Annotated in this window: 17 protein-coding genes, 4 tRNA genes and 1 pseudogene; 12 read left to right on the plus strand and 10 right to left on the minus strand. The window is 44.8% G+C overall.

Translation table 11 applies throughout. The features are described 5' to 3' along the window. The first annotated feature begins 341 nt into the window (after positions 1–341). From VIB_RS09520 to VIB_RS09535, 4 genes are all read left to right on the plus strand, one after another. Positions 342–426 (plus strand) — tRNA-Tyr (locus tag VIB_RS09520). 90 nt (positions 427–516) lie between these two features. Continuing rightward, a tRNA-Tyr gene (locus VIB_RS09525) sits at positions 517–601 on the plus strand. A gap of 90 nt (positions 602–691) precedes the next feature. Next, positions 692–776, plus strand: a tRNA-Tyr gene (locus VIB_RS09530). A 91-nt stretch (positions 777–867) separates the two neighbouring features. Continuing rightward, a tRNA-Tyr gene (locus tag VIB_RS09535) sits at positions 868–952 on the plus strand. A 150-nt stretch (positions 953–1,102) separates the two neighbouring features. Here VIB_RS09535 and treC read toward each other — a convergent pair. From treC to gmhB, 4 genes are all read right to left on the minus strand, one after another. Further along, positions 1,103–2,788 (minus strand): alpha,alpha-phosphotrehalase, encoded by a 1,686-nt coding sequence (gene treC / locus VIB_RS09540; RefSeq protein WP_004395734.1) that lies wholly within the window; start codon positions 2,786–2,788, stop codon positions 1,103–1,105. A 61-nt stretch (positions 2,789–2,849) separates the two neighbouring features. After that, a complete protein-coding gene (gene treB, locus VIB_RS09545; protein WP_004395735.1) occupies positions 2,850–4,274 on the minus strand; it encodes a PTS trehalose transporter subunit IIBC in 1,425 nt (474 codons plus the stop codon). Positions 4,275–4,617: 343 nt separating this feature from the next. Further along, positions 4,618–5,571, minus strand: a complete 954-nt coding sequence (gene treR, locus VIB_RS09550; protein WP_004395736.1) for a trehalose operon repressor TreR — start codon at positions 5,569–5,571, stop codon at positions 4,618–4,620. After that, positions 5,571–6,143 carry a D-glycero-beta-D-manno-heptose 1,7-bisphosphate 7-phosphatase gene (gene gmhB / locus VIB_RS09555; protein WP_004395737.1) on the minus strand — a complete coding sequence of 191 codons (573 nt, stop codon included), beginning with the start codon at positions 6,141–6,143 and terminating at the stop codon, positions 5,571–5,573. The genes treR and gmhB overlap by 1 nt, the downstream gene beginning before the upstream one ends. 265 nt (positions 6,144–6,408) lie before the next feature. On the opposite strand from gmhB, the gene metN reads away from it, so the two are divergent. Genes metN through VIB_RS09570 form a run of 3 tightly spaced genes read left to right on the plus strand, consistent with a single transcriptional unit; the run spans position 6,409 to position 8,941 of the window. Beyond that, a complete protein-coding gene (gene metN, locus VIB_RS09560) occupies positions 6,409–7,443 on the plus strand; it encodes a methionine ABC transporter ATP-binding protein MetN (RefSeq protein WP_040904568.1) in 1,035 nt (344 codons plus the stop codon). Beyond that, a complete protein-coding gene (locus tag VIB_RS09565; RefSeq protein ID WP_004395739.1) occupies positions 7,433–8,110 on the plus strand; it encodes a methionine ABC transporter permease in 678 nt (225 codons plus the stop codon). Before metN ends, VIB_RS09565 begins: the two co-directional genes overlap by 11 nt. 27 nt (positions 8,111–8,137) lie before the next feature. Then, the gene (locus VIB_RS09570) at positions 8,138–8,941 is read left to right on the plus strand and encodes a MetQ/NlpA family lipoprotein (RefSeq protein WP_004395740.1); all 804 of its coding nucleotides are present in this window, start codon (positions 8,138–8,140) and stop codon (positions 8,939–8,941) included. A gap of 96 nt (positions 8,942–9,037) precedes the next feature. Here the strand turns inward: VIB_RS09570 and VIB_RS09575 are convergent, their stop codons facing one another. Both VIB_RS09575 and syd read right to left on the minus strand, forming a co-directional pair. Continuing rightward, complete coding sequence (locus VIB_RS09575) at positions 9,038–9,829, minus strand: Zn-ribbon-containing protein (protein WP_004395741.1); 792 nt, start codon at positions 9,827–9,829, stop codon at positions 9,038–9,040. A gap of 4 nt (positions 9,830–9,833) precedes the next feature. Continuing rightward, positions 9,834–10,379 carry a SecY-interacting protein gene (gene syd / locus VIB_RS09580; RefSeq protein WP_040904570.1) on the minus strand — a complete coding sequence of 182 codons (546 nt, stop codon included), beginning with the start codon at positions 10,377–10,379 and terminating at the stop codon, positions 9,834–9,836. 96 nt (positions 10,380–10,475) lie between these two features. On the opposite strand from syd, the gene queF reads away from it, so the two are divergent. The 5 genes and pseudogenes from queF (at position 10,476) to xni (ending at position 17,539) form a co-directional block, all read left to right on the plus strand. After that, positions 10,476–11,321, plus strand: coding sequence for an NADPH-dependent 7-cyano-7-deazaguanine reductase QueF (gene queF, locus VIB_RS09585; protein ID WP_004395742.1), 846 nt, complete (start codon positions 10,476–10,478; stop codon positions 11,319–11,321). A 16-nt stretch (positions 11,322–11,337) separates the two neighbouring features. Further along, entirely contained in the window at positions 11,338–13,605 is a 2,268-nt protein-coding gene (locus VIB_RS09590; RefSeq protein WP_004395743.1) for a tetratricopeptide repeat protein, read from the plus strand. A gap of 125 nt (positions 13,606–13,730) precedes the next feature. Further along, a pseudogene (locus tag VIB_RS09595) lies at positions 13,731–15,047 on the plus strand (GGDEF domain-containing protein); the annotation flags it as partial. Positions 15,048–15,329: 282 nt separating this feature from the next. Beyond that, entirely contained in the window at positions 15,330–16,688 is a 1,359-nt protein-coding gene (ppnN, locus tag VIB_RS09600; protein WP_004395745.1) for a nucleotide 5'-monophosphate nucleosidase PpnN, read from the plus strand. A gap of 77 nt (positions 16,689–16,765) precedes the next feature. Beyond that, the gene (xni, locus tag VIB_RS09605) at positions 16,766–17,539 is read left to right on the plus strand and encodes a flap endonuclease Xni (RefSeq protein WP_004395746.1); all 774 of its coding nucleotides are present in this window, start codon (positions 16,766–16,768) and stop codon (positions 17,537–17,539) included. 27 nt (positions 17,540–17,566) lie between these two features. Here xni and rlmM read toward each other — a convergent pair whose 3' ends face one another. From rlmM to VIB_RS09625, 4 genes are read right to left on the minus strand one after another with little or no spacing between them, the layout of a single operon-like run. Continuing rightward, positions 17,567–18,658 carry a 23S rRNA (cytidine(2498)-2'-O)-methyltransferase RlmM gene (gene rlmM / locus VIB_RS09610; protein ID WP_004395747.1) on the minus strand — a complete coding sequence of 364 codons (1,092 nt, stop codon included), beginning with the start codon at positions 18,656–18,658 and terminating at the stop codon, positions 17,567–17,569. Continuing rightward, positions 18,655–19,059: a DUF423 domain-containing protein gene (locus VIB_RS09615; protein WP_040904888.1), complete on the minus strand. Its 405-nt coding sequence runs from the start codon at positions 19,057–19,059 to the stop codon at positions 18,655–18,657. The genes rlmM and VIB_RS09615 overlap by 4 nt, the downstream gene beginning before the upstream one ends. Beyond that, complete coding sequence (locus VIB_RS09620; RefSeq protein WP_004395748.1) at positions 19,049–19,711, minus strand: alpha/beta fold hydrolase; 663 nt, start codon at positions 19,709–19,711, stop codon at positions 19,049–19,051. The genes VIB_RS09615 and VIB_RS09620 overlap by 11 nt, the downstream gene beginning before the upstream one ends. Continuing rightward, a complete protein-coding gene (locus VIB_RS09625; protein ID WP_004395749.1) occupies positions 19,686–20,612 on the minus strand; it encodes a transcriptional regulator GcvA in 927 nt (308 codons plus the stop codon). The genes VIB_RS09620 and VIB_RS09625 overlap by 26 nt, the downstream gene beginning before the upstream one ends. Positions 20,613–20,660 lie beyond the last annotated feature (48 nt).

Here is a 20,660-nt window from a genome sequence, read left to right on the forward strand (position 1 = left end):
GTGAGTGAGTCCCCATGAGCATAGGCAAACTTATGTGATTGGAGTGAACCAACGTAGCCAACACCGCTGCAACTTCAAGTAGGAAGGGGATACATCATTAATAAGGGCTTTGAGAGCAAGATGATGGCTTACACCATCACAACATGAAGCAAACCAAGCATAATGAAGATAAACCTTAATATCTGCCATGTTCTGCCCAAAAAGCCAGCATTCAATTCAAAATCATCAAAAAAGGGTTTACAGTAAGGCCGAGTTTGATAATATGCGCTCCGCAGCTGAGCGATGCGTTGGGAAAACGTCGATTCAGCCTCGGATTGAATCTAGTTAATCCGTAAACCCTTGGAGGGGTTCCCGAGTGGCCAAAGGGAGCAGACTGTAAATCTGCCGGCTCCGCCTTCGATGGTTCGAATCCGTCCCCCTCCACCATATTCTCTCGCAAGAGAAATCCTTGATTGATGCGTTGGGAAAACGTCAGTTGAGTGACGTGATAACGAATACGTTATCCGTAAACCCCCTGGAGGGGTTCCCGAGTGGCCAAAGGGAGCAGACTGTAAATCTGCCGGCTCCGCCTTCGATGGTTCGAATCCGTCCCCCTCCACCATATTCTCTCGCAAGAGAAATCCTTGATTGATGCGTTGGGAAAACGTCAGTTGAGTGACGTGATAACGAATACGTTATCCGTAAACCCCCTGGAGGGGTTCCCGAGTGGCCAAAGGGAGCAGACTGTAAATCTGCCGGCTCCGCCTTCGATGGTTCGAATCCGTCCCCCTCCACCATATTCTCTCGCAAGAGAAACCCTTGATTGATGCGTTGGGAAAACGTCAGTTAAGTGACGTGATAACGAATACGTTATCCGTAAACCCCCTTGGAGGGGTTCCCGAGTGGCCAAAGGGAGCAGACTGTAAATCTGCCGGCTCCGCCTTCGATGGTTCGAATCCGTCCCCCTCCACCATATTAAAAAGCCTGCTCAATGAGCAGGCTTTTTTCATCTTCAAATCCATGCTATCCCCTCTAGCAAATAAACCTTCAGATAATAAAAAAGGCTTCACGTTATTATACGTGAAGCCAAAAATCGAATCTTAACTAGAAGACTCAATCAGGATTATCGATCAATCACTATCACTCGCGTCTCGTAGGGACGGAGAACTTGGTGTGCTAACACCGATTGCTGCTCAATACCGGCATAGTTACCTAATAGATAACTAGCCTTATCTAAAGCCAACTCTTCGGGTAACACCCACTCTTGTTCTTGATCATAGTAGTTATTGATACACAACAGGATTTGCTGATCATCTTGACGTTGATAGGCAAAAATTGCCGGATGTGACGGCAAGAGATCTCGATAATCACCACGGGTAATAACCGGTACCGTTTTACGCAATTCAATCAAACGTTGATAAAAGTAAAACACCGAATTTTTATCGGCTAACGCTTGTTCAGCATTGATCTGTGGGTAATTACTCGACACTTCTAACCAAGGCTGACCTTGGCTAAACCCAGCATAAACTTGACTGTTCCACTGCATCGGCGTGCGAGAATTATCACGAGATTTTTGCGCCAAAATCGCCAACATCTCTTGCTCACTAACCCCTTGCTGATTAACCATAATGTCATACATATTGGTGCTTTCCACATCACGATACTGCTCAATGGAAGTGTAACCTGGGTTAGTCATGCCAATCTCTTCCCCTTGATAGACATAAGGAGTCCCTTGCATCATATGAATCGAGGCCGCTAACATTTTCGCCGATTCAACCCGATATTGGCTGTCATTGCCCAAGCGGCTAACGACCCGCGGTTGATCGTGGTTACACCAAAACAGCGCTCCCCATCCTTGACCATTTAACCCCGTCTGCCAATGATTGAAAATTTGCTTCAATTGCAGAAAATCAAACGGCGCTTTGGTCCACTTTTCACCATTGAGATAATCGGCTTTAAGATGATGGAAATTAAATACCATCGACAACTCTTTACCGTCTAACGAAGAATATTGCTGACAATGTTCTAAAGTCGTCGACGACATTTCACCGACCGTTACGCTGCCATAACGCTGGAACACATCGCGGCTGATCTCTTGCAGGTACTCATGAACCCGCGGACCATCAGTATAAAAACGGCGGCCATCCCCTTGCTGATCGTTAGGAAAATCCTGCTGCTTGGAAATCAGATTGATCACATCTAAGCGAAAGCCATCAACGCCTTTTTCAGCCCAAAATGCAATCACATCTTTGACTTCTTGACGAACCTGAGGGTTTTCCCAGTTTAAATCCGCCTGCTGCTCAGCAAATAGATGAAGATAATATTGATTGGTCGCTTTATCGAGCGCCCATGCACTGCCGCCAAACTTTGATTGCCAATTATTGGGGACACCACCCTCGACCGGATCATGCCAAATATAGTAATCACGATAAGGACTATTTTTATCGCCCAGAGCCGATTGAAACCATGCATGATCAGTGGAAGTATGGTTAACCACGATATCCATAATGATACGAATACCACGCTGATGCGCCTGTTCTAATAGCTGATCAAAGTCAGCCATAGTGCCAAAATCGGGGTTAATGGCATAATAATCGGCAATATCATAACCATTATCGATCATCGGGGATTGATAAACCGGCGTTAACCAGATGGCATCGATACCTAATTTCTGCAAATAATCGAGCTTAGAAATAATACCCGGAATATCGCCAGTGCCTTTATTACCGCTATCGCAAAAGCTTTTAGGATAAATTTGATAAATGGTGGCGGTTTTCCACCATAACGGATCTTGATTAACTGCACTCATAACTTACTCACTTACCAAAATAATGAACAGAGTGGCCAATGAGCCACTCTAAAAATGCTAATTACGCTTTACTGACTTCTAATTCGCCTTTGGCTAACGCACGCTTGTACATCACTAAGGTCAAGGCAGCCGGAACGATAATCGCCACGACCATCGCGACTAAGAAAGTCAGCCAATATTGCGGTTGAATGGAGAGAATACCTGGCAAGCCACCAACGCCGATGCCATTAGCCATCACGCCAGCACTACCACAAATTGCCGCGGCCAGTGCACTACCAATCATCGCGCTCAACATTGGGAATTTATACTTGAGGTTGATACCGTACATCGCAGGCTCGGTAACCCCAAGATAAGCGGAAATAGCCGCCGGTACCGAAATATCGCGCTCACCATGTTTTTTACTGATGATGATGATGCCGACTACCGCTGACGCTTGCGCAATATTAGAAAGTGCAATCAGCGGCCAAATCGGTGTACCACCCAGTTGCTGCATGAGTTGCAAATCAACCGCGTTAGTGGTGTGGTGAATACCGGTGATCACCAGTGGCGCGTATAGGAAGCCAAACACCATCGAACCCAATACCGCAAAATCACCCGTCATCGCCGCTTTAGCCGCAAAAGCCACCCCATCACCAATCACGCGTCCAAATGGACCAATAAACGCGTGTGCCAGAATCACTGCTAAAATCAACGAAATGAAAGGCACCACCACTAAATAGAGATAAGCGGGAATAATGCGTTTGAGATTGGTTTCAATAAAGGCCAGCACCACCCCAGCAAGAATGGCGGGAATAACCTGTGCTTGATAGCCAACTTTTTCAATCACAAACCAACCAAAATCCCAGACTTCTGGCACTTGAGTACCAATCAGATAGGCGTTCATCAATTGCGGAGAAACTAAGGTTACCCCCAGAGTAATCCCCAAAATCGGTGTCCCACCGAGTTTCTTCACTGTCGACCAACACACCCCGACCGGTAAGAAGAAGAAAATCGCTTCACCAATTAACCATAAAAAGGCATGGACACTGGCCCAAAACTGGCTAATTTCAGTTAATGTTTGGCCATCAAACATCTTGATGTCGCCAATAACATTACGGAAACCTAAAATCAAACCACCGGTGATGATAGCAGGCAGAAGCGGGACAAAGATTTCAGCTAAATGGGAAATACCACGCTCTAACGCATTCATATTTTTACGCGCGGCAAGTTTGGCATCGTCTTTTGACGCTTCTGATTTACCCGTCAGTTGCAGCAAGATTTTATAAACCTCGTCAACCTCAGTACCAATCACCACTTGAAATTGCCCAGCATTAGTAAAGCAACCTTTGACCATACCAATGGTTTCAATCTGCTTAATGTCGGCTTTTTCAGTATCATTTAATACAAAACGTAAGCGAGTTAAGCAGTGGCTGACACTAGCAATATTTTCATTACCGCCGATCAGCTCAATAAGACGTACCACGTCTTGTTTGACTATCTTACCCATACCCTTATCCACCCTATTTGGTTTTTACTTATAATAGTTGAACTTACCATGGGAACAATCCCAAATCTGATTGAATAATGGCACAATGAATGAAAAACCAAAATGGGAACAATCCCATTAATTGAAAGCGATCACAAACAATCGAATCATCAATAGTAAAAGAGATACGCAACATCCAAAGAATTTGCAGTGGTCGCTAGGTTAACAAAGGTCGTCGCGTTAAAAGAAAGTGGGGATAAAATACGTTAACTCCGACCATACAGAGTTAACGTAAAATGAAGAATAACCCACTGATAATTATGAAGAGTTTTCAGATCACCTAGAAAGCCCAACACTCATGGCGTTATCTAAAATAAGCGGGGGGTTGAGTTAAATGTACCGGTTCGGTTAACTCACCAGATAAGTGTTTAATGAGTAGCTCTGCGGCTTGCTTGCCAGCCTGACGATAACCCGGATCAACGCTATAGATGTTAGGAAATAAAAAAGACAGCAGCTCATTACCACCGACACCCGTTACAACAATGTCATCACGCTGCTGCTCTTGTAAGCGCTTAATGACGCCCAAAGCCAAAGTATCACTGGCACAGACAATGGCCTCAGTATGAGCATTTAAAACGTTATCAACCAACTGATAAGCGCTTTCATGGTGTAGCTCACCGGTTTCAAATCTGGCTTCGATACCCTGCTGTTGGCACCAATTCAGATAAGCTTGTAAGCGCATTAAACCGGTTGTTTTATCTTTTGGATTAACGCCAATAAACGCAATATTGGTTAATCCTTTATGCTTAAGATGGGTTAAGGCTGCTTCAATTAAAGCTTGATGGTCGTAATTAATCGAAGAAATGGAATCATGATCCATGGCAACCAACACCGCTTTATCTTGCCACTCTGCTAATGACGTTAAATCAATATCGGTAAAACCAAAGACAATCACACCATCGACATTACGCTTTTCAAGTACGTTGAGATGCTCACGGGTTTTATCACGATTAAATTGGCTCTCCATGATCACCACATCATAACCGTGCGCATACAGCACCTGTAACATACTGCTGATCGAACGATTTTCTGATGGCGAATCTAAGCGGGAAATAATCACCCCCACCACTTTTTGACTGCCGCCACGCATCGACTGAGCGGACTTCGAAGGTACATAACCGCACTCGGCAATCACCTGCTCGACTCGTTGCCGAGTTTCAGGTTTTACTTTCGGATCATTGGTTAATACCCGAGATACCGTCGATTTACCGACACCTGAAAGGCGAGCTATGTCGGTTATGGTCAGTTTTTTAGCCATTAATCCTTTGCCACCAACGATTGAGCTGCCAAATAAGCAGGCACATCGGCAATACTCTCCAACACAACCTCAGCCAACGCTTCACCTTGTGGAGTAATCGCTTTACCAGTACGCACTAAAATTTTCCGCCCAACGTCTGCCGCTTGAGCAGCCATCATATCTTCCGCTTTATCACCAATCATCACTGAGTTCGCCATGTCTATTTTTAGAAAGTCGCGTGCAGAAAACAACATTCCCGGCTTAGGCTTACGACAATCACACTCTTGACGATACGGCTCAACGCCATGTTCTGGATGATGTGGACAATAATAGATACCATCCAGCTCGACACCATGATCGACAAAGTTCCAATCCATCCATTGCGTTAAAGAGAGAAAACGATCTTCACTAAACAATCCACGAGCTATCCCTGATTGGTTGGTCACCAGTACCAATAAGTAACCCATCTCTTTTAACTGCTTTGCCGCAGTGAAGACCCCTTCGATGAAATGAAAATCGTGCTCATCGTGCACATAACCATGATCGACATTAATCACACCATCACGATCCAAAAACACAGCAGGTTTCGCCAAAATATTGCTCTCTTAGGATGTATTTGCTAAGAATTATACTCAACTATACTCAAGATGCTACACGCAAAAGTATTGCATCACTGCCAGTAACGTCAGCACTTCAACTATTCCTTCCTTAATGAGTCGTTAAGTTGATTACTTTTATTTCACAGCAATTTAGACGTCTAGACGTAAAAATATCTATTGACTTAAAAAGCGAGAACTCATAGCATCAAATCAAAGGACAGTTCAGGTGTATGCGCCTATCTCGATACGGGTTTCGTTTATGATTCAACTTCATCAAGTTAATAAAGTCTTTCATCAGGGTGATAAAGCTATTCACGCTTTGAAAAACATTGATCTAGAGATTAGCCAAGGAACGATTTTTGGTGTCATCGGCGCATCGGGAGCGGGGAAAAGTACTCTCATCCGTTGCGTTAACCTATTAGAAAAACCGACCAGTGGACGTGTGATTGTTGATGGGATTGATTTAACTCAGTTAACGAATCAGCAATTAGGCCAAGCCAGACGCAATATTGGGATGATTTTCCAGCACTTTAATCTGCTTTCTTCCCGTACCGTGTTCGATAATATTGCTCTACCATTAGAGCTGGCTAATCATACCCATGAGCATATTGAGCACAAAGTTAGCGAGCTACTAACACTCGTCGGTTTAGCGGATAAACGTCATACCTATCCTGCCAATTTAAGTGGCGGCCAGAAGCAGCGTGTGGCGATTGCTCGCGCGCTGGCTTGCGAACCCAAAGTGCTGTTATGTGATGAAGCCACCAGTGCGCTTGACCCGGCGACAACTCAATCAATTTTAGAGCTGCTGAAAGAAATTAACCGCAAACTGAATATCACAATTTTACTTATCACCCATGAAATGGATGTCGTGAAAAGCATTTGTCACCAAGTGGCGATCATCGGTGATGGCGAATTGGTGGAAAAAGGCACGGTAGGCGATATTTTCGCACATCCTAAAACCCAATTAGCCCATCAATTTATTCGCTCAACGTTAGATCTGTCTATTCCTGAAGATTATCAGGCTCGCTTACAACCGACTCGTGTGGCTGGAAGCTATCCGTTAGTGCGCTTGGAATTCACAGGAGCCACTGTTGACGCGCCATTAATGTCACAAATCGCCCGTAAATTTAATATTGACGTCAGTATCTTAAGCTCTGATCTTGATTACGCTGGCGGGGTGAAATTTGGCATGATGGTGGCGGAAATTTTCGGTGATGATGATAATGCTGCGGCGGCGATAGACTATCTTCGCGACAATAATGTAAAAGTTGAGGTGCTTGGTTATGTCCTTTAATACGATTATCGACTGGATCGCTTTTAATGGTGATTTACTACTCAGCGCCACTTGGCAAACCATTTATATGGTGGCAGTCGCTGGCATTATTGGCTTCGCAATCGGCATTCCACTCGGGGTTATTTTACATACCACCAAACAAGGCGGGTTATTGGAAAATACCAAACTGAACCGTGTCCTTGGCGCTATCGTCAATATTGGCCGCTCGATTCCGTTTTTGGTGTTGATGGTGGCTATCATTCCGATCACCAAAATGCTGGTCGGTACTTTCATTGGCACCACTGCGGCAATTGTCCCTTTAACCATCGGTGCGATTCCTTTTGTTGCCCGTTTAATTGAAGGAGCATTAATTGAAGTGCCAAGCGGACTGGTTGAAGCGGCGCAAGCCATGGGCGCAACGCCTTTACAAATAATTCGTAAAGTCCTGTTACCTGAAGCTATGCCAACCATTTTAAACTCGGTAACCATCACCTTGGTGACCTTAGTCAGCTACTCAGCCATGGCAGGCACCGTGGGAGGCGGCGGTTTAGGTGATGTGGCGATTCGTTATGGCTTTCATCGCTACGACGTCACCATCATGACCGTCACCGTCATCATGCTAATTATTTTGGTACAAATTATTCAATCGGTTGGTGACCACTTAGTGCGCCGCGTTGATCATAGATAATAATGTTTATATAACAAGGAGATAATAATGAAGTTTTCACTTAAAGGTTTATTGGCGATTGCTGCCGCGGCTATTGTATTAACGGGATGCGGCGAAAAAGCGGTCGACATGAACAAAATCAAAGTTGGCGTGATTGCCGGTGCTGAAGAACAAGTGGCGGAAGTGGCGGCTCGCGTAGCCAAAGAGCGCTACAATCTGGATGTTCAACTGGTGACATTTTCTGACTATGTGACCCCAAACGCTGCGCTTAACGATGGTTCGATTGATGCTAACGCATTTCAACATAAACCTTATTTAGATCGCCAAATTGCCGATCGCGGCTATAAGCTAGCGATTGTTGGTAACACTTTTGTTTATCCTATCGCTGGCTATTCAAAACAAATCACCACTCTTGATGAATTAGCTACCGGTTCACGAGTCGCGGTGCCCAATGACCCAACCAACTTAGGTCGCTCTTTATTGCTGCTACAACAACAAGGTTTAATCACCTTACGTGATGATATTGGCCTACTTGCGACCGTACGTGATATCACTGACAATCCGAAAAACCTGCGCATTATGGAACTGGACGCCGCTCAGCTACCTCGCGCTTTGGATGATGTCGCACTAGCCATCATTAACACCACTTACGCCAGCTCGATTAATCTTACCCCTGAAAAAGACGGTATTTTTGTCGAAGATAAAAACTCACCTTACGTGAACCTACTGGTTGCTCGTCAAGATAATGTTAATGCTGAGAACGTACAAAATTTCCTCAAAGCATATCAAACTGACGACGTGTATAAAGCCGCCTCAGAAATTTTCCATGGTGGCGCAGTCAAAGGCTGGTAATTGACCAACACTACTGAAAATGCACGACAAAAAAGAGACCGCCACTGGCTGGTCTCTTTTTTATTCGCGGTCATCAGTCAATGCTCGCGATTAGGATCAAGCGACGGGCTCATTTTTCAAATGATCCCAAGAGAGATTAGAAACGATTTTGCAGTCATCGCATTTAAAATGGAAAATCTCATGGATAGGCTCATCCAGTAACCACGCGCCGCCACACTTAGGACAAGGACGAGCTTGCTCATCGGCTAAGCTCGTTCCACCCACTCGGTACTGATAGTAATAGGTCGGGATCTTGGTTAAATACTCGATACGTCCCCGTAAATCCCAACCACGACGAAATAGATCGCTATCAATATCACACAGCTCATGCAGCGCGGCGTGTTCAGCTTTGCAGCCTCCTGCCATCTGAATTTCATCACAAGCTTGCCATTCCGTTTGCCATTTGATCACCGCTTTATGGTCACCATTAAAAGTAGGCGAATTACGATACAAAGGGATGGGCAATAGAGTATCGCCGCTACGAAGTGGCGAGCAAGTATGCACATAAGTGGTGTATAGCACCTGCCAACTCGGTGGCTCGCAGTCTGCTGCTTGTTCTGAGTTAATATCACGGCCAAGCAAACGCACTTTAGGCGCCAGTAAACAAGCCTCCGATAAGCGATGCAAGCAAGCTTTGACAAAATCTGAATGGTATTTCGGGTGCAAACTATCTTGCTCTGGGCACACGGCGCGCAAGAAAAACTCGCCATCACCAAGCACCAGCGGAAACTCTCTACCCAATACTTGACCGTTATAGCGCAAGGCATCCATCAAACCGTTGACCGCTTTATCTACCGCACTGATGGTCGTGTTATCAAAACATTCAAACTCAAGCTCTACTACATACATCGTTCTACACCGCTGGCTCAAGTTGGTTTAAAAAATCCGCCACATCGGCGCACAAGACTTCCCGCTCGTCGGTACCTAACGTTTCTCTAATCACATTCCCAGTGAGATTACAAATCGACACCACCGCCATTTCATCGTCTGTGGTCGCAATAAAAATGGTGGGCTTTTGTTTTAAACGCCGTTGCATCACCAAGTGGCCAAGAATATTTTCCTGTAAACGAAGATAATCGTCATCACTCCAGACTTGCAATAACGTCAGCGAGTGACCGCGCCACGTTGCCGGTAAATCGCCACTGTATTGGCTGCCATAAAATGGCGCAATATCACTATGTAAACTCAGCTCAATTCCCTGCTCCACCGCCTGTAAATCAGCACTGTGCTCACGTTCCACCGGCTGCCAATAAACGCTATTGTTACTTTGCTGCTCAATGCAAGGGGAAGGCATATGGCTTAACTCATCGCTACTAGGCAGATGATGATGTCTCTGTTGATAAGCTTGAAGATAACGTTGCGAGAAATCACGCAACGCGGCGGCGACCAAATGAGCCATAGGGTTCTCCATAACGAAACTGACAACAAACGCTAATGACAGCGTGAGCAGTATTGCGTAAAATTCTGATTATTCTAATCGATTTGATGATAAATGATGAGCAAATATTCTGATGCCAAAGAGCTATCTGGCTTAACTCTTGGCAAAGCCACTGCCTATGCCAGCCAATATGACCCAAGTTTGTTGCAGCCAGTGCCACGTAGCCTCAACCGCAACGATCTCGATCTTGGTGAGACACTCCCCTTTCAAGGCTGTGACATTTGGACTTTATATGAGCTCTCTTGGCTAAACAGTAACGGTCTACCACAAGTGGCGATTGGTGAAGTGCGCATTCCAGCCACCAGCGCTAACTTAATTGAGTCTAAATCGTTCAAACTGTATTTAAACAGCTTCAATCAATCTCGTTTTCAAGACTGGCAAACGGTACAAACTCACTTAATTAACGATCTGTCGGCGTGCGCCGGTGAAACCGTTGAAGTACGGTTATTCTCACTGGATCACTATACCAATCAACCGATTGTTTCGATGCAAGGAGAATGTATTGATCAGCAAGATATTGAAATCGAACACTATCAGTTTGATGCGAGCTTATTGGAACAAGCGACGGATGCTGAAATCGTCACCGAAACGCTGCACAGCCACTTACTCAAATCAAACTGCTTGATCACCAATCAACCCGATTGGGGCAGTGTTGAAATCACCTATCACGGGCCAAAAATACAACGCGAAGCATTATTGCGTTATATTGTCTCATTCCGTGAGCATAATGAATTTCACGAGCAATGCGTTGAGCGAATTTTCCACGATTTGTGTCGTTACTGCCAACCTAAACAACTCACTGTATTGGCGCGTTACACACGTCGAGGCGGCTTAGACATCAATCCATTCCGCTCAACCGAACGGCCTTCACCTGAGCACAATTTGCGCATGGCTCGCCAATAAAAGGACGCCCATTATAATGCCCTCTTTCCGCTGGATACCTTACGTTTGCCTACTCCTACTGAGCATTTCTCCTTGGGTAAAAGCCGCCGTCTACGCTTTGCCGCAACTTAACGAAGCACACGGTTTATTGGAGATTTCTCCCATTCAGGCCAAAAATCTCGTCGAAGAGTATTTAGAGCAGCGTAAGCTGGCGGATAAAACCGAAAAAACACCGTCCAATATTAGTCGAGATGAAACCGATAGCCGCATTCGAACGCCAAGCAGTACCATTGATGCGCTAAAAATTTTAGCCACTGCTGAGTTTATCTTGGGTAATACACAAACGGCGTTTGATACGCTCGATGAAGCCAAACAGCTCGCGCAAGAGCATGAGCTTCCTTATTTGGCGTTAGAGCTAGATATTATGACGATTCGTTTACAGTGGCGACACAATCACGATGCCGATGCCGCTCGTCAACAACTGCGCGAGATCACCAATCAGCACCCTCTCTTGCTCGAAGAACATCGCCTCTCTAAACAGATTGATTACCATATCACCATGCTCAGCGCAGAAATTGCATCACAAAATAACGAGCTTACTCTGGCTAATCAACTGTTTGCAGAAGCCAAACCTTACCTTGAATCATTGCAAGCCAAAAAACCCTTGATTGAATATCACGTGATCGTCGGAGAGCACTATTTACACCATAAACTCTACAATTTAGCTTTATCTGAGCTACTCACGGCTTATTGGGGAGCGATAGAAACCAATGCCAGCGCAGAATTAGCAAAAACCAATAACCTATTAGCACAGCTGTTTTATGAACGGCGAGTGCTGGATAAAGCTTTAGTTCATCTCTCTCAAGCCGCCGAGTTTTATGGTAACTATGAAAAATCGCCGATCCTTGTTTCTGTACTTAAACGGATGGGTGACGTTTATTTTCAACAAGGTAAATATAATTTAGCCTTGGTGCATTATTTTAATGTTATCGATCATGAAAGCAGTGAACTCAATCTGGCCAGTGTGATTGATGTTCGGTTAAGTTTATCCGCGACTTATCGGCAGCTCTATAACTATACGTTGGCCGAACAGTATCTAACCGTAGCGAAAGAACTACTGCAATACAGCCACAATCGACATCTACAAGCACGAGCGGCCTTACTTAGTGCTCAGTTAGCCCTCTCTCAGCAAAACAATAAACAAGTGATTGACTACGCTCAAGAGGCACTAAAGTTTAATGAAACGCTACACGACATGGACATTGAAGCGCAAGCCTATCAACTTCTTTCCTTAGGTTATGAGCAAAAAGAGCAGTATTTACCCGCGTTAGAATGGAGTAAAAAAAGTCACCAAATCACTCAACTTCGCCAAGCTCAGCTTAACCAAATTAGTGAAGATGCCTTTCGCCAGCAAAAAGAATTTGTTGAACAAACACTGCATTTAGTTGGCCAAGAAAAAGCCCTACAAGCGACTCAACGTGAATACAGCAAATTTCAAAAAATCGCTTTTACGCTATTTTTAACCAGCATTGTGTTGTTTCTCTACCTGATGCGTCGTGGTTATATTATCCAAAACCAACAAGACGAAATCGATGAACTGAATAGCCATTTATTCACGCATTCTCGCTCTCGTTTACCCAACCTAAGAATGCTCAATGCGAAGTTACTCTCTTCTCTTCAACGCAGTAGCTATAATTACGAGCAGTGGTTAATTGGTGAATTGATTCATGAACCGTTAAATGATCGCTTACGCTTCGCGATGATTGATCTCCCTTTTCTGCGTAGTATGTACTTACAACATGGCTATACGGCAGGCGTAGAGCTCGAACATGCGTTTGGGCGTTTTTTAACTGACCATCTTGAAGAACCAGCCCGGCTCTATCATTTCTCGGATGCAAACTTACTGTACATTGAACCGAATATCGATAGAGATCGGCCACCAGAAGAGCTGTTTAATAAAGTCCAAGACTTAATCAATCAGTTCCAACCAGAGCGGCGTTTAAACCGAACCATTCGCTTGGGAATTGCCGATTATCCTTTTTTACCCAGAGCCTACACCGCCATTAATGATAAAGAATTGTTGGATATTTTATTGATGGCTACAGGGGTCGCCAGAGAGCTGAGCCTAAAAGACAACACCAGCCATTGGGTCTACTTTAAGGCGATTGATAACGCCCCTGCGGCCAGTTTCGCCTCAAGTAACATCCGAAAATCGTGTCAACAAGCGATCAATCAAGGACTGATTAAGGTTCACTCATCTTATCGTGATGAAGAGCAGATTAAAAAGTTCTTAAAAGATGGATAAATGCTATGCGGTTAACAGATTGAGCTAATGACCTTCACCAATTATTTGTTATTATCGACAGATTGATAAATAGCGTCTCATCCTTGAGATACTGTAAATTGGCCGTTAAAGACTAGCTCAATTTTCCTGGTTTAGCCGTACTGGAGCGCATGTTGAAATCACAAACGTCGAACGATGAACATCAAACTCACCCTATGGATGTCCGAGTGAAACAGTGTGCAGAGACCCTGTTGTATCTACCGGGATTACCCATCAAACTGAAACGCGATGTTCAGCAACTGTTAAGCACCAATCACACCATCAATCAGCAAGATCAAGCGTTGCGTCTATTACATTTATACCAACGTGCGATGAAAATTTTTGCTCATAATCCTAATCTCGGGCATCAAGAAGCTCCCCATTGCGGCGATAAAGCACTCCTGACTCAGCTCAGTGATGAACTACAGCACCTGATCACCGAGCTGGATTTTGAAGGTGAGGCTGGAGATTTACTGACGGATATCCGCAGCAAGCTGCTGCTTGGGGTTAATAGCCAAGGGTTACTTGAGCTGGCTTTGCAAGTGCTGAAATTAGTCATCGATGGTACTCAATATGAGCGTAAAAACTCGGAGAAATTCCTCGAACAAATCAATAGTTCATTATCGAAAAATCTGCAAAGCACCCGCGTTAATCTTGAGCAAAGCACCCATTATCAACAGCATCGCCAACATATGCATCAAGATCTCCTTCACCTCGTCAACCGCGGCCAGCATGCTTTATCATCTCAAGCCAACGAATCCAATAAGCCTGTAAGTGCGGTATTTAGTGAAATTGAAGCCTTATCCGAGCGTTTGATTCATGCTGAACAACGAGAACAAGTGCTGATTGAACGTATGCAATATACCCAGCACCAAATGGAAACCTTGCTAGAACTGACTCAAGATTATCGCCGTCGATTAGAAGATCAAGCGCAGCGACTACTGCAAGATCCACTGACCAAATTGTATAACCGCACTGCGTTTAATGATCGATTAGAATTAGAGTATCGGCGCTGGATTCGCACGCAGCATAATTTGCGTTTGGTGATTTTAGATATTGATGCTTTTAAAGCGATTAATGAAAGTTTTGGTTATCTTGCTGGGGATAAAGCGTTAAAAGTGATTGCTCGAACCATTCATAAAGAGCTGGAAAAAACCGATACCGCCGCGCGTTTTTCAGGAGAAGAATTCATCTTACTGTTGCCAGAACGCGCCGATAATGAGTGCCATCAGGTTATACAAAAAATACAGCGTAATGTGGCTAGACTGCCTTTTAAATTTCGCGATAAACAGATCACCATCACTCTTAGTGCCGCTTCAACCCACTTTAAAGAAGCCGATACACCAGAAATTGTTCTTGAACGGTTGCATCGTTCCCTACAGGAGATGAAGCCTTATGGTCCTAATCAACTGGCTTGGAAATAAGCCACCAAACGAACAACATTTAACCATTTGCCGTAAACTTAGTGACTCATTTCACATCTTGCGCCTAGCGATGTTTTCCAAAACCATTGTTACGCACAAGATTAATAAGCCATTTCAGACTGTTGAATCTAAACGAACTAAAATGGCATCCCGATACGACAGAGTGTTCCTCCTAAGTCACTCGTGTAAACTCTATCTCCATCAATAACGACTATGATTGAAAGAGTGCATTGATGACATAGGACCAATAGCACTTCCCCCCCGATTGTTAAGGAGGTCAAGATGATCACTCAAGTTAGCCCAGCCGGCAGTATGGATCTACTGTCGCAACTTGAAGTAGAAAGACTCAAAAAAACCGCATCCAGTGATCTCTATCAGCTGTATCGCAATTGTAGTTTGGCAGTACTCAATTCCGGAAGCCATACCGATAACTCCAAAGAAATGCTCGAACAGTACAAAAACTTCGATATCACCGTACTGCGTCGTGAGCGGGGCATTAAACTCGAGCTCACCAATCCACCAGAGCAAGCGTTTGTCGACGGGCAAATCATCAAAGGGATTCAAGAACACCTGTTTGCTGTGCTGCGTGATATTGTTTACGTCAACATGCACTTATCTGAAAATCAAAGACTGAACCTGACCAATGCCAGCCATATCACTAATTTAGTATTCAGTATCTTACGCAATGCAGGCACTTTGGTGACAGGGGTAGAACCTAACCTTGTCGTCTGTTGGGGTGGGCATTCCATCAATGAGACCGAATATCAATATACCCGTGAAGTTGGCCATGAATTAGGGCTAAGAGAACTCAATATCTGTACCGGATGTGGGCCCGGAGCCATGGAAGGGCCAATGAAAGGCGCGGCTATTGGCCATGCCAAACAACGCTATCAGCAACAGCGCTACTTGGGCTTAACTGAACCGTCAATCATTGCTGCCGAGCCACCAAACCCGATCGTCAATCAATTGGTGATTATGCCTGATATCGAAAAGCGTCTTGAAGCCTTTGCCCGAATGGCACACGGAATCATCATTTTCCCTGGAGGCCCAGGAACCGCAGAAGAGCTGCTGTATATTCTCGGGATCATGATGCACCCGGATAATGCAGACCAACCAATGCCGATTGTATTGACGGGTCCAAAAGAGAGCGAAGCGTATTTCCGCTCAATCGATCAATTTATTGGTAGTACGCTGGGTGAAGAAGCCCGCAAACACTACACGATTGTGATTGATGATCCGGTTCAAGCGGCAAGAATTATGAAAGATGCCATGCCACTGGTTCGTCAGCATCGAAAAGATCACGACGATGCGTACAGTTATAACTGGTCATTAAAAATTGAACCAGAATTCCAACTGCCCTTTGATCCGACTCATGACAGCATGGCGAGCTTGGATTTACATCTTAATCAACGCCCAGAAGTTCTCGCTTCCAACTTACGCAAAGCTTTTTCTGGGATTGTTGCTGGTAATGTCAAAGCGGAAGGGATCCGCGAGATTGAGCGGAAAGGTCCGTTTACTCTGCATGGCGAACCGGCATTAATGAAAAAAATGGACCGATTACTCAATGACTTTGTCAATCAACATCGGATGAAGCTTCCTGGCTCAACCGCTTATGTGCCTTGCTATCGAATTAGCTCCTAGTGGACACTCAGCAAGGATAGCAATCTGCTTTAATTTCATTACAATAAGGGCCTAACAGCCCTTATTTTTTGGTGATTATGTCTATTCATCTTGTGATTATCGATGCGTTAAACCTGATCCGCAGAGTGCATTCCGCTCAACCCGATGAAAGCGATATCGCCCGCACCGCCAACACCACCTGTCGCACCTTACAACGTATTATTAATGAATCCGCTCCGACTCACATGATTGCGGTGTTTGATCATACGCTACAAGATCGTGGCTGGCGTGCCGAACTGCTGCCAAGCTATAAACAAGGACGTAAGCCAATGCCCATCAGCTTGCAAAACGGCTTGGAGCAAATTCAACAAGCATGGTGGGAACTGGGTATCGATTCACTACTTTCAGAAGGTGATGAAGCGGATGATTTAGTCGCAACCCTTGCCTGCAAAGTCGCGAGTTATGGTGAAAAAGTAACGATCATTTCCACTGATAAAGGCTATTGTCAGCTGTTGTCTCCAACCTTACAAATTCGTGATTATTTTCAACATCGCTGGCTAGATGCGCCATTTATTGAACAAGAATTTGGCGTCAAACCAAGCCAATTGACCGACTATTGGGGTCTAACGGGCATGAGTTCGAGCCAAGTACCAGGTGTCGCTGGTCTCGGCCCTAAAGCAGCTCAAGCGATCCTCACTCAATTTACTGACATTGAACACGCTTATGCCAGTGAAGCCTTAGCCAGTAAATATCGCAAAAAACTCGATCAAGAGATTGAAATGGCACGAATTTGCAAGCAAGTTGCGACCCTGAAAACTGACATTGAACTCGGTTTTAATTTGCAAGATATCCGTTTTGAACCGAAAAGCTAGGCTCAAAACGGACCAGATCACTCCGCTTTAATAAGGAGAAATCGACGATAAAGATTGGACATGAACGGTGATCTCTTCTCGATCATGATAGAGATGCTTAGCTTGTAAACGAAACTTAACTTTATTCTGTTTCAGAAAATCTTTCAGATTCTCAATATCTTGTAACACCTCATCATAACGCCCCTTCATCGGTAATTTGAGATTAAAGATCGCCTCTTTAGCCCAACCACTGATGATCCACTCCCCCATCAACTGAGCAACGCGCGCTGGCTTCTCAATCATATCGCAGACAATCCAAGTAACGTTCTTACGCGGCGGTTCAAACTTAAAACCATCTTCCATATGATGTTTAACCTGACCGGTGTCCATTAAGCTTTGCGCCATCATGCCATTATCCACGGCATGAACAAACATCGAACGCTTAACTAATTGATAAGTCCAGCCACCAGGGCAAGCACCGAGATCCACCGCCCACATACCGGATGCCAAACGCGTATCCCATTCCGCACGAGGGATAAAGACATGAAAGGCTTCTTCTAATTTTAAGGTCGAGCGGCTTGGCGCATCTGCTGGGAATTTTAAACGAGGAATCCCCATAAAAAATGGCGAGTTATTATGGCTATACGAATAGCCTAAATAACAGTGTCCAGGAGCGGTAAAACAAACATGCAACACCGGTTTTTTAGTACTCTCTTTAGCCAATAGTACTCCATGGCTACGCAGCGCTTGACGCAGCGGCACGGTAAATTTACGACAAAACTTAAGCAGTTCTTTTGCTTCATTAGTGTCTGGCGTTTCAATACGTAAATCACCACACTGTGGAAATGCTTGTTCCTGTTTAAAATAACTCAAAATCGGTGAGATTCGGTCATCTTTCGGTAACTCAGTAAACTCAGCGGTCACTGCAAACATTTGTCGAGCAAAAATAAGCGTTTGAAAATCAATGTTTTTAATGAGTTTGTCGGCATCTTCCGCTTGATAACACTCAAACAGTACATAACCGGTATTATTTTTAAGGCGAGGAAAACCATACACTTCAAGCTTTGTCGCTTTATCCTGAATTTCACCGGCGCACTCTTTTTCAAAGCCCGCACGACAGTACAGCATGACTTGTTTCACACTCTTACCTCTTTGATATTAATCGCGGCTAGAACGAACATGCACCAGCCTAATAAAAACAGCAGTCCACCAATAGGCGTTACGAAGCCGATCCACGACACTCCGGTCAACGCTAATAGGTAAAGACTACCGCTGAAACAAAAGATGCCGATGATAAAGCAAATCGCCGCACGACCAAAATAATTTCGCGACTTTTCCATTAACGGTAAACCAAGAGCTAAACCGCAAGCAATGATCGCCAGACCATGCATAAATTGATAATGAGCAGCGGTTTGAAAAATCGTTAAGGCATATTCCGTCAGTTGAGCTTTTAAACCATGAGCGGCAAACGCCCCTAAAGAGACCGAGATACCACAGACGAGCCCACCCACAATCAGTGTCAGTGATTGACTACTTTTCATCATAAACCTCACCAATAAACTGCGCCAAAGATTCAATTGCCCAAGCAAGGTTATCTTCTAAGCGGTAACCCGATGATTTTCTTGGTGCAAAACTATGATCGCCATCCGGAAGATACTGCACTGAAACCGAACGACTCAGTGGAAACTGTTCGACTTCCGCCTGTGAGCCGAAAGTATCACGCTGCCCTTGTAAGATCAGGCATGGCTTGCTCAGTGAGGCTAAATGCTCCCCTTTGTATCGTTCCGGCTTGCCCGGTGGATGGAATGGAAAGCCAAGACAAGCGACCGCTTGTACTTGTGGGTGTTCTGTCAGATGTGATGCTATGCGGCCCCCCATGGATTTACCACCAATCACCAGTGGTTGATTTGCGAACTGTTCAATCACTTTTGTGTAAGCTTCGAGTAACTTAGGCGCGCGATCGGGTGGACGACGTTTGCCATCTTGCTGACGTTTAACCATATAAGGAAAATCAAAACGCACCACGCGAATCCCTTTAGCGGCCAAACCCTTGGCAATCGTCTGCATAAATGGATGGGTTTTATCCGCTCCTGCCCCATGGGCAAAAATAAATGTCGCCGCTAAAGCAGATGATTCATCGCAGCTCGGCTCATCGATAATCACTGATTCATAAGGGGTTATGGCTTGCGTCATCTAATATTACCTCTTGTTCTTTACGCGCTTTTTTCAACATCCAATCTCGAAAAGTCGCAATTCGTCCCATGTCCGCTTGCTTCTCATGACAAACAACATAAAACGCATTTTTGGTCATCAACACTTCATCAAATGGGGCCACCAAGCGTCCAGCATCTAATTCCGGTTGTGCTAACACGTTATTGCCTAACGCGACGCCTTGTCCATGAGCGGCAGCCTGCAACACCATAGTTGAATGACTAAAAATAGGCCCTTGATTAACATTCAGCGAATCTAAACCATTTTCTTTAGCAAACTGCTTCCAATCCTTGCGTGACGTATCATGCAATAATGTATGTCGTGCTAAATCACTTAAGGTGACTAAAGGCTTCGGACCGACTAACAGCGCAGGTGAGCAAAGCGGGATCAAAAACTCTTGGTACAATTTATCCGCCCGCAGGCCAGGCCAATTACCTCGACCATAGTAAATCGCTACATCGACATCATCGGTGAGTGATCCTTCTTCCATATCCACCGCTTTGATACGCACATCAATGTCAGGTTGTTGATGATTAAAATCCGCCAGGCGAGGCACCAACCACTGAATAGCAAAACTGGGCGGCAGACTGATGGTCAATGCGCCTTTTTCACTTCGCTCAAGTAATTTGTCAGTAGCTTCCGCCAACGCACTAAAAATATCCTTAATATCGAGAAAATAGCCTTGCCCTTCTTCCGTTAGTAGTAAAGAACGATTACGGCGACGAAATAGCTTAAGGCCAAGGAATTCTTCTAACGCCTTGATTTGGTGGCTAACCGCCGCTTGAGTCACAAATAACTCTTCCGCCGCTCGGGTAAAACTTAAATGACGTGCAGCCGCTTCAAAGACTTTTAATGAATTGAGCGGTGGTAATCTTCTGGACATAGGGACACTCTAAAACCGATTAGTTTTTTTTATGTGAAACATTATAAA

The sequence above is a fragment of the Vibrio metschnikovii CIP 69.14 genome (assembly GCF_000176155.1).
In the GTDB taxonomy this organism is placed as follows: Bacteria; Pseudomonadota; Gammaproteobacteria; order Enterobacterales; family Vibrionaceae; genus Vibrio; species Vibrio metschnikovii.